We start from the raw sequence: 10,163 nt of genomic DNA, 5'->3' as shown, positions 1-10,163 counted from the left end.
GTTGTCTGAGGTTGTCTGAGGTTGTCTGAGGTTGTCTGAGGTTGTCTGAGGTTGTCTGAGGTTGTCTGAGATTGTCTTGAGACATGCAAGAGCCGTACAACGGAAAAAGATATTCAAATGCTTAATACGCGTTTAGCTTATCAAAAAGGGGGATATAATGGCACTTTTTCCATTTTCTATTGCTGATATTGATGATCCTGAATGTATTCGTGTGGTTCTTTATGCTAGCGGAAGAATGGGACATGCTCCTTTGAATGCTCTGTTGAAGCAAACACGTCAAGATCTCCAATGTTTTGATAAAATACAGACTCAAAATATTCTCCAACTTACACAGCGTTTGGATATTTTAGAACAACAATTGAAAACGATTATCAAAGATCTTGAAGATGTGAAACACAAACAAGACGCTGAAGAAGCGGATAAAAGTAAAACGATGGGTGATTAACCATCTCGATTTGTGTCTCTATGGGATTTAGCTCCTTTAAAGCAGTGAGATAGATAGTTGTGAACAGGATAGTTATTTGCCTGTCCATAGAGCATTTATTTTTTTGATCAACCAAAAATGAAAAAGAGGTATTCTATAATGAAAAAATTGATTTTAATATTTTTAGCTTTGTGTCTTACTGGACCAGCTTCTGCACGTTTGAGGACTATTTCAGATGATTGTTCAGATATCGGCGGAACAATGGTTCGATCACAAATCATCAATAATATTTCTGTCATTCCATATAAAAATTTGCAAGGGGTAAATATTCTCTCTGTTTTGGAAACGAGGCCTACAGAAGAGCCAGAAATGTCACAAATTACAGGAAGAACATTTCATATTCAAAGTCCTGAGATTGTTGAGCTGGCCTATAGAGCTTACAGTACATCGCAATTCGTTGATATTTGTTACAGAAGTAACTATCCAATCAATGTTATTCGAGGGCTGAGAGTGCGTGATAATTAAGCGTATTATCTGTATTCGTTGTGACTTAAATAAGTGATGCTTGGAAAATGGTCAATCTTCTACACTAAGGTTATTTTAACCCTAGCAGTTTTCTGATTTACAGTTTTTACTCAGAGTATAATCGTTCATGTTTTACAGAATTCATGAGTGATCGGTATTGAGGATCTATCTTAAGATATTCAACTACAGTTTTTTCTATTTTAAACTGAGTAATTTTGCATCAATCGTCGTTTGAGCTTAGATGGCAATTTCATTCTAGCGTTTGGTGTTAGAAAGATTTTAAGCGTAGTGAGGCTGTAAATACTTGTCTTAATTGTCTTTGTTGACAGTATGCCGCTTGCGATAGGCAATAAATCATAGACACATTTTGAATCCGTAGAATGCACGTACATTAACAATGGCAGACATTTTCAGTGGTAGTATTGCCAATGATAGAGCTTGTGCATGCGATGTTTTGTTGTGTGAATAAGTCATCATTCACGCGGCACCAATAAGGGAAGGCTTTGCTGTAGAGCCTGTAAAATAAATCGTGCAACAGCGGGGTAGGGGGCAGAATAGACTGAGATGAGGCAGCCTTATCACGGGCTAAAGCTGGTCAAAATTCTCGTCTTTAAGGAGGCGAGGAGGCTAAAAATATCCATTAGATTGCATGGGGATGCATTTCATGTCCGTTGCAATAAATTTAAAAGAGGTAAATTATGAAAAGTTTTTTGAAAAAAATATCCATTGTTTTGGTGATGATAGCATTAACAACAGGTGTTTCTCATGCTGGAGTTTATGAACAAAACGGTTATCTCAATTCGGTTCAAGTCGTTAGCGCAGGAGCACAATGTCGCCTAGAGCTCAGATACGGTATCAGCCCTACTTCAGACATTCAAAAAGGCATTTGGGGCTGTGATAACATTGTTGGAAAAAGTATTTTGGATTTGGCAAAAACCGCAGTCATTTTGAACAGAAAAGTAATGGTTATTTTTGAAGCGGGTCATGTGCCAGCAAAAAGGGTTTTAGCCATCACTTTAAAATAAGATCAATAGGGGTTTTTTCTCCCTTTTTATATCTGTAACTCTTCAAGAGGTTACAGGTATAAAATATGGAGTGTATATCAAAGGTATAAAAATGTTTCAAAGAGCATTCTCAGTATTTTTAGTGACAGTTTTATTTTTTTTCTTTTCAGATGTAAATCTGTCATATGCTATTGATCCTCCCCATATGGTTTTCCGTATAGATGATCGCTCTCCATCTGTTATATTCTTTGGAGGAGGTTTTGCCCCTTGGGGGGATGATCAGGATATCATACATCATGTAACTGGGCACTCTATTGCTCAACAGACTTCAGCATTTGTGTCTACAACTGCAAGTATGAATGCAGTTTACAGAATGGCGCGGCAACAGATTGCTAATAATCCTGATGAAACGTACTGGCTATATGAAATTATTCCAGATATAAATTTTTATTATGTTCCTAACTCACTCTTTGATACAGCCATGTCTGCTGACAACGTTGTTCAACATGAACAAGTTATGGATCTTTATTATGCATATTTATGGCAGGATGAATGGGCTTCGCTGGGGGCAATCAATACAAATCATATATACTCTGCAAGAAGTATTATGTGGCAAGCGAATGGTGATATTGTCATTGGTCCTAGAACCTTTAATTCTCTTTTTGTTGCCGCTCCATCACAAGTAAATTCGGGGACACTTCCTTCACAAGATTACACTTTTTTATCAGCTTATTATTCTGATAGCGAGGATGCGTTATCTCCAATGTCACTGGCATTTCTTGTAGAATCCTGTAACAGCTCTTCATCCAGTGGTCATATGGAGCGTTCTGGGGATTCTTCCTGCAGCACATACAAACATTCTGTTGATGATATTATGTATAAAATGAATCTATGGTATGAAGCTCTTTAAAGAATTACAGCTATATCTTGCTATTTAATCAAAAACAAAAAAGTAGGGAGATAGCGCATTTCTGTTTTATTTGATTGGTTCTGATGCGCATAGTGCGTAGGGCAGAGAAAATTTTTCGGTATTATGAAGTGTGATAGGGGTGCTATAAAGCATAGGTGTGACATCATCAAAAATGGAAGCGTTGATTTAACAGTATTTGTTGATCTCGATTAGAAAGTCCGTTCTTTTCTTTGTTTGGAGTTTTACATCAATAATTTCTTATCTTGTTGTCGTGTTGCCTTTTGAGAGTGCGGTGATAGAAGGCATGTAAATTTTATATATTGAAGTGTTTGTGTGTGGTGAATATGAGGGGTGTTTTTTCGTCATGTGATGAACTCTTCGGGCGGTGGGGATTTTGTCCATAAAGCGTCATAAAATATCGCTTTTTGTTCTATGGTGATAGAGATCCCATGAGGGGGAAAGAAGAAGGGGAAAGTCAAGTGGATTTTGCGAGCCAATCATGTAAACTGGAACGAATTCCATGCGGATATAAATCAGGTTCTGTTTGTTGCATATAGCGCTATTTGTTGCATAACTTGTGATAGCCAATTCTCTAAATAAAGGGATTTGACCGGTAGCAGAAAAAAGAAATCATTACGAGATAGCAAGAGTGCTTATTTCAGAATATCTAATGCTTTTGCATGACATAAGGAACGCGAAACTCTGTCACGCCTTCCTTTCATATTTTCAAGTCTAGGGTTATCCATATATTTCCTTCAACTTGATCTTTATGCATGGGACACAAGGGAATTGGACACAAGGGAATTGGACACAAGGGAATTGGACACAAGGGAATTGGACACAAGGGAATTGGAGGCAAGGGAATTGGAGGCAAGGGAATTGGAGGCAAGGGAATTGGAGGCAAGGGAATTGGAGGCAAGGGAATTGGAGGCAAGAAATTAGGATGAACATTTTGGGATAAGCAAAAAGCCAATATGTTACGCTCGTTGTTTTACAGCGCGTTTGATAAAAAGCTAAGACATCTTTCCAATCCATTATGTGTGTAACTTTAAGGCGTTGTTTTCTTAAGAGAGTACAGAGCTTTTTTGTTGCTTGTCAAACAACATCAAATTTCAAAGCTGTAACATGTTTGAGAGAAAGAAGAATGAGAGCCTTACGGATTCAGAAGGGCAAAACTCTCTGAGCGATTCCAGCTTTTGTAAGCTAGACTTTATGTATGTCAGATGGGGGCTGTATTTGAGTGATTTCTGAAATAGGAAGACAGCCTTATTGAGAAAAATATAAAGGCATATTAATCACTCTTCGGACTATCATCTTTTTCCTTTATAATTTTCAAAACTATCTATAGCAATATTATTTAAATAATGAAGATAATGCCTTATGCTTTTATGTATCGTGTGTCTTCTTGGGATCATGCCTCTCACATAAAAACAGAATGCCTCAAATATTAAAATATTATTTGTCTCCGAATATACATTTATTGCATATTCATGGACTTGTTTTTAAAGAGATATCCCACTCCCAAGTCCCTTTTACAAGAACACTCGTCAATGGTATAGGGGTAAAGCCCCTATGAAATGTATAAAACTTATAAGGTATCTCCCTCATCTTTATGCTTCATAAAAGTGCAGGTTGGTACTCTCATATATTTTTCCAGTTTCCAATGTTACGAAAGCCTTGGTTCGTGAGACGATTCATAAGAGGCATATGCCTTTTTGGTACAGTTTTTAATCCACATGCCAGCTCCGCTTGTAATTTGCAAGCGACATGGTTTTGATCGTTTCAACAGAAAACAAATTTAGGATGAGAGAATCCTATGGTGGTCGGGTTTCTCATTCAATATGCAAAACAATAAATACTCTTTATAAATCAATGTGATGTATCTTAAAGAAGACGAATTTTTTATAGAACCGCATGGATGAAGAATCTTCGTCTTTAAAAGTGGTGAGAGAAAATCATAATCCCTATTTTTATAAATGTCCTGAGAAAAGTGTTTCACAAAAATTTTATACGATAAAAAAAGAGAGTCTTTTGACATAAGAGTCTTGATCGTTTGCCGCTATAACCTGTATTGTGTACAAAGATACTGCTATCATTTTTTACTGTAAAAAGCTTCTCTTGGGATGTTAAAGGGTACAATCTTTATGGAACAAAGAATCCGGGCAAGACAAAAGGCTTATTTTAAAAGATTATATCGCAAGATTGCTTTTGTTTGCATAATACTTTTTTGTATAGTGATTTTGTGTTTTGTTGTTGCAAAGGTGGTCAGTTATTTTTCTTCTCATAAAAAAATAACACAACAAGCTCCCGTTGAATTGGTTATTCCTGTTTTTGATTTGCGCGTATATTGCAAGGAAATTTCTGCTTCCGTTATGCCCGATATGAAAAGAGAAGTTTATCAGCATTGTCTTAATTTGGAAAGTGAGGCCTATTTTGCTATTCGTGAAATGTGGGATAAGCTTTCTGATAGTGCTAAAAAACAATGTTTGACGAGGGTGCGTCCTGGGGATGGAAATTATTTTCTCTTACGAGACTGTTTTCTCAATGAAAGAGAAAATAAAACAGGCAAAAGACGCAATTACTTTTAAGTTTTTATAGGGAAAGTTAAAAGGATGCGAATTTTGTTGAAAAGATAAAAGCCTCTTAAATGACTATCTGCCTCAAGATCAATAGCAGCTTGATTTATTTATTTTGTTATATCGCACTTCTTATTTAAGGTGTGGCGACATAAAGCATGGATGGTCTTCTTGAAATATTTAAGGGGGCGTGGTGGAGTTTCAGGAGGATTTGTTGCGCTTTTTTAAGGGAAATAACGGGCGTGGGAAATCCATTTCGTAATGGTTTTGGTGAATGGTATAATAGTAAAATCCCGTGAAGTGTATAAAACTTATAAAGCATGTTCATCTTTACGCTTTAAAAAAGAGTAAGCCGGTGCTATCTCACACTTTGCTCGCTCCAAATGGTGCTTCTCGACAGCTCTTGAGCCGTAGAGACGGTTCATAAGAGGAACTTTTAGTCTTTTTTATCGTTTTTATTCTACGCAGGCTTTCACACGTGTAACATGCAAGAAAAAGAGATTGATTCAACAGAAGACAGATTGGGGATGAAAAATTCTACGGTATTAAGTTTTCTTACTCAGCACAAAAATATGACTTATCATTATAAATCAATTCAGTGTACGAATTTTACAAGAATGTTCATTGTTGACAGAACATTGTGACTTGAGAACCTTCATTTTTTGAGGGCGTAAAGTCAATAGACATGACAAAAATGAGTCAAACAGAAACATTCCTTTTATAAACATTCAAGGCATGCTTCATGCGTAAAGCGTTGTGCTGGGTTTACAAATGTATTTGTTTTATAATTCCAGTTTTCTTTATCAAAAAAGATAAGAGAGGAAATGCATTATGCCATTCTTATTGATAGACTTTGAGGAGAGCATTTTTTTGAGAAGAAGCTGATTTTTAAAAAAGTGTGACATGTTGGTCGTTTTTTTATAATTTGATATTTTTTGTATTTAAATATTTTGTTTTTAAGCTCAATTTGTTATAAATATAAACTGTGATTAACTTAAAAACTCTATGGGTTAAAATAGAAATTGATAGTATCATTGACTTGTTTGGGAAAGAAGATTGATCTCTTGGTGATTATAGGGCTTGAATAATACTTCGTGTTAATCTATCTATAAAAATCAAGAGTTTTTGTGAAGCGATCGTGGATTATCGCTTGCAAGGGGTTGCTTTAGCGATGAAGAGAGGCTATATTCATAAAATAAAGAGGTTCGCGCAGTGACTCGTTGGGATGGAAGTGCTTGTGAGTTACATGCACGAGAGGGGAGAGAATATCGGCGTTTTTAGGAGCGGTGGTTTTAGAGCAAAAAAGGAAGCTTCTAATATTCTCTGGCAGGATTTTTCTTTGTCAGGTATGTTGAGTGTGTGTTTTTTCCTTTTTGTTTTCCACAAGATAGTTATTTTTTTAGTGAAATATGGTTTATTTTAAAAAAAACACTTGGCATTTTACGTGAACATCATTAGGTTTCTGCTGTTTGACAGAGAAAAAGGGAATTTTTGATTTACGATTTCCCTGCTGTTTTGAGATTTTCAAGAAAATATATGCTTTTATCAATATCAGTAGGGTTCGTTTGAGTGAAATAAACGCGGATAGCTTGATAACCGTATGTTAAACATGATCAGCATTATCAAAAGGTAATGCAATGAGGAAGCGTCAATTAAGACACATATAAAGATCAACACTCCAAAAAGGGATAAAAATGAGGCCACAACAAAATAGACGGGTACGCGGTCGCAATAATAACAATAATGGTAATAACAATAATAATCGTCGCGGTCCTAATCCGTTGTCTCGCAATTATGAAAGTAGCGGTCCGGATGTTAAAATTCGCGGGAATGCTCAGCAAATTGCCGATAAATACATAAGCCTTGCGCGTGATGCACAAGGTGCAGGTGATCGTGTTATGTCGGAAAATTATTTACAACATGCCGAGCACTATTTGCGTATTATTTTAGCAGCAGCTGGGCAAATGTCTCAATCAGTTCGGCGTGATGAAAATCGTGGTGATGAAAACGAAAATCGTGATGAAAACAATGGGCAAGAATGCGGTGAAATAAATCTTGACGGTGAAAAAAAGGATGCTGTCGAGGATGATACAGATGTATTACAGATGCCGTCGCAAAAAAATGGCAATGGCCAATATGATAAAGCGCAAAATGGGGATGCGCGTGAAAATGCTTTAGAAGCTCTATCGGATGAAAAAACGGATCAAGAGCACTGTCGCTCTGAGAAAAATGTTGAACCCGTCAAAAAAACACGTCGTTCTCCGCGTCGACGTACTGTACGGACCCAAGATGAATCATCTCTTGAGCTTTCACTTACAACAGCAGAAAGCACGAGCAATGGAGATGCATCAACAGCAACAAAAGAGGTTTCTTCGTTGCCTGGATTAAGTGATGGGATACAGAGAAAACCGCGCCGTCGCCGAGTGGTCAATCTTGAAGCAGAGGAAAATGTTTAAATCTTCAGGAATGTTATGTTAAGCGCTTGTGGTGATGTTATTGGTATCATGATGATAAATTATATCTGCTCAAGAAGCTTCTTGCGCTTTGTTTGAATTTTCATGGGGCAGTATTAGGAACTTAACGAAGGGGTCGACAGAAAAGATTGCCTCTTTGCTGGGATTTAAGTGAGGGGATACAGAGAAAACCGCGCCGTCGCCTAAGTGGTCAATCTTGAAGCAGAGGAAAATGTTTAAATCTTCAGGAATGTTATGTTAAGCGCTTGTGGTGATGTTATTGGTATCATGATGATAAATTATATCTGCTCAAGAAGCTTCTTGCGCTTTGTTTGAATTTTCATGGGGCAGTATTAGGAACTTAACGAAGGGGGTCGACAGAAAAGATTGCCTCTTTGCTGGGATTTAAGTGATGGGATACAGAGAAAACCACATCTGTGTATTTTAAGAGGCAGTTCTTGTATGAAGAACGCAATGTCGTTGTTTTATTTATTCATTCATACTTATATTTAACTGTTCAATGTATTTATGCCCATTTTGCGCTGGTGTTCATGAATTCTATCACGTGAAATACATCGGCTATCTTTGCTTAATAAAGATGCAAGCTGGGCGTTATTGCTTTAATTTTCAATGTTGCAACAGTTCTTTTTTTGATACCGGATCATTTATAAGAGGTATTTTTATTCATCCATTTGCTTGCTGGGATATGTGAGGCAATGATTTTGATTCAGTTCCTTATGAACAGATGTGAAAGGGGAGAATCTTACAGTATTTGAGGCTCCCGTTTGACATGCAAAATAAATCATCACTATAAATTAATTATGTTGAATTTTTGCACTCAAGAATTTGCACTCAAGAAGATGCCTTTCTTGCATGTTCATTAGATTTTCCCAAGCGATGTCAGTTTTCTTAAAAATGGGAATGCGTTGACAGAAAGGTTTCTTCTTTTCCGAGATTAGATCAGGAGATACAGTGAAAAATCTACCGTTTCCTAAGTGGTCAATCTTGAAGCAGAGGAAAATGCTTAAATCTTCCGGGATGCTATGTAAGCGCTTATGGTGATGTTATTGGCATCATGATGATAAATTATATATGCTCCAAGAGGCTTCTTGCGCTTTCTTTGAATTTTCACGGGGGCAGTATCAGGAACTTAACGAAGGCAGTTGGCAGAAAAGATTGCCTCTTTGCTGAGATTTAAGTAAGGGGGTACAGAGAAAACCGCGTCGTCGCCTAAGTGGTCAATCTTGAAGCAGAGGAAAATGCTTAAATCTTCTGGGATGCTATGTTAAGCGCTTGTGGTGATGTTCGTTTGCTTAATGAGGCATTATCTTCGAACTTTCTTTTGTTGTTTCAACAGAAAGAACGGCGATTAATGCACCGGTGTGATAATTGTAAATCATAAATTTTGTCTGTCCATCAGGGGTTAAAACTTTCAGTACAATATTGTGTTCTGAGAGGCTTTGCGACAAAATCTGTGTTTTTTCCGGTAGAGAGAGCGTATGATGGATAACGTGTGGGATTTTGCTGGGAGAGGAAGATAGCTCTGTTTTTTTTGGCGCTGATCCGGTTGCTATCACTTTATAAACAATTAAAAACAGTACAGTTAGAATAAGGAAAAGCGTTATTAAAACGGAAATAATCATTAAACCCATAAGTTTTTTTCTCACTCGTTCTACAGCAGGATCTAAAGGGAGATCTTGAGGCAGAGAGTTTTGCTCTGTGTGATAGTCTTTTGAAGGTTGCATTCGCTTATTATCCATCATGTCGTTCATTGACTATTTTTTGAGATCTGATGGGTTTATGCTTTTAAAGTTTTTTGTGCAAGAGGTTTGTGGAAGAAGAATGCAAAAGAGGAAGTGATGTTGGTAAAATACCTTCTTTCTGGACTGTAGATATCTTGTTATTTACACTTTGGCTTTTTAGCAGGAAATTTCCATGGTTTGTTACAGACCAGATCAATTTTACTTCTTGTTGATGTAGATTTGCATGTACGTTTATACATTGGGCAAAAATTTGTTGTCCATAAAGTGCAAACTTTTTTGTGGAGGGTATCATGGCTTGTTCACATGCTTGAGCCGTTGGATAGATTTTAACCATTGTATTGTTCGAATAGCAACTATTAAAATCATCTGTACACGAAACTAATAAGAGGATAAAAACAAGGGGATTCATCAATTATTTTCCAAATGATAGGTTGACAGCGCAGACTCCAATTTGTCAGCCTAGGGGCTTCTTCACTGTTAAACGTTTTTACAGTTTTTTAGTTCCCCC

The 10,163-nt window shown here is 36.9% G+C and carries 9 protein-coding genes; 7 read left to right on the top strand and 2 right to left on the bottom strand.

All coding sequences use genetic code 11. From position 1 onward, the window contains the following. The first annotated feature begins 157 nt into the window (after positions 1–157). From ACFIKU_RS06925 to ACFIKU_RS06895, 7 genes are all read left to right on the top strand, one after another. The gene (locus tag ACFIKU_RS06925) at positions 158–445 is read left to right on the top strand and encodes a hypothetical protein (protein ID WP_273791311.1); all 288 of its coding nucleotides are present in this window, start codon (positions 158–160) and stop codon (positions 443–445) included. A gap of 138 nt (positions 446–583) precedes the next feature. Continuing rightward, positions 584–949 (top strand): hypothetical protein, encoded by a 366-nt coding sequence (locus ACFIKU_RS06920; RefSeq protein ID WP_273791312.1) that lies wholly within the window; start codon positions 584–586, stop codon positions 947–949. 698 nt (positions 950–1,647) lie between these two features. Beyond that, entirely contained in the window at positions 1,648–1,974 is a 327-nt protein-coding gene (locus ACFIKU_RS06915; RefSeq protein ID WP_273791313.1) for a hypothetical protein, read from the top strand. A 91-nt stretch (positions 1,975–2,065) separates the two neighbouring features. Then, on the top strand, positions 2,066–2,863 hold the full coding sequence (locus ACFIKU_RS06910; protein ID WP_375657069.1) for a hypothetical protein: 798 nt from the start codon (positions 2,066–2,068) through the stop codon (positions 2,861–2,863). A 773-nt stretch (positions 2,864–3,636) separates the two neighbouring features. After that, positions 3,637–3,810, top strand: a complete 174-nt coding sequence (locus ACFIKU_RS06905) for a hypothetical protein (RefSeq protein WP_375657068.1) — start codon at positions 3,637–3,639, stop codon at positions 3,808–3,810. Between the two features lie 1,197 nt (positions 3,811–5,007). Further along, positions 5,008–5,451: a hypothetical protein gene (locus ACFIKU_RS06900; RefSeq protein ID WP_375657067.1), complete on the top strand. Its 444-nt coding sequence runs from the start codon at positions 5,008–5,010 to the stop codon at positions 5,449–5,451. A gap of 1,682 nt (positions 5,452–7,133) precedes the next feature. Beyond that, positions 7,134–7,895 carry a DUF4167 domain-containing protein gene (locus ACFIKU_RS06895; protein WP_375641790.1) on the top strand — a complete coding sequence of 254 codons (762 nt, stop codon included), beginning with the start codon at positions 7,134–7,136 and terminating at the stop codon, positions 7,893–7,895. Positions 7,896–9,205: 1,310 nt separating this feature from the next. Here the strand turns inward: ACFIKU_RS06895 and ACFIKU_RS06890 are convergent. Together ACFIKU_RS06890 and ACFIKU_RS06885 are read right to left on the bottom strand one after the other, a co-directional pair. Continuing rightward, positions 9,206–9,655, bottom strand: coding sequence for a hypothetical protein (locus ACFIKU_RS06890; protein WP_375657066.1), 450 nt, complete (start codon positions 9,653–9,655; stop codon positions 9,206–9,208). 43 nt (positions 9,656–9,698) lie between these two features. After that, entirely contained in the window at positions 9,699–10,064 is a 366-nt protein-coding gene (locus ACFIKU_RS06885; protein WP_375657086.1) for a hypothetical protein, read from the bottom strand. Positions 10,065–10,163 lie beyond the last annotated feature (99 nt).

The sequence above is a fragment of the Bartonella sp. CM120XJJH genome (genome assembly GCF_042194715.1).
Taxonomy (GTDB): Bacteria; Pseudomonadota; Alphaproteobacteria; order Rhizobiales; family Rhizobiaceae; genus Bartonella.
This window is presented reverse-complemented; position numbering and strand designations above follow the sequence as displayed.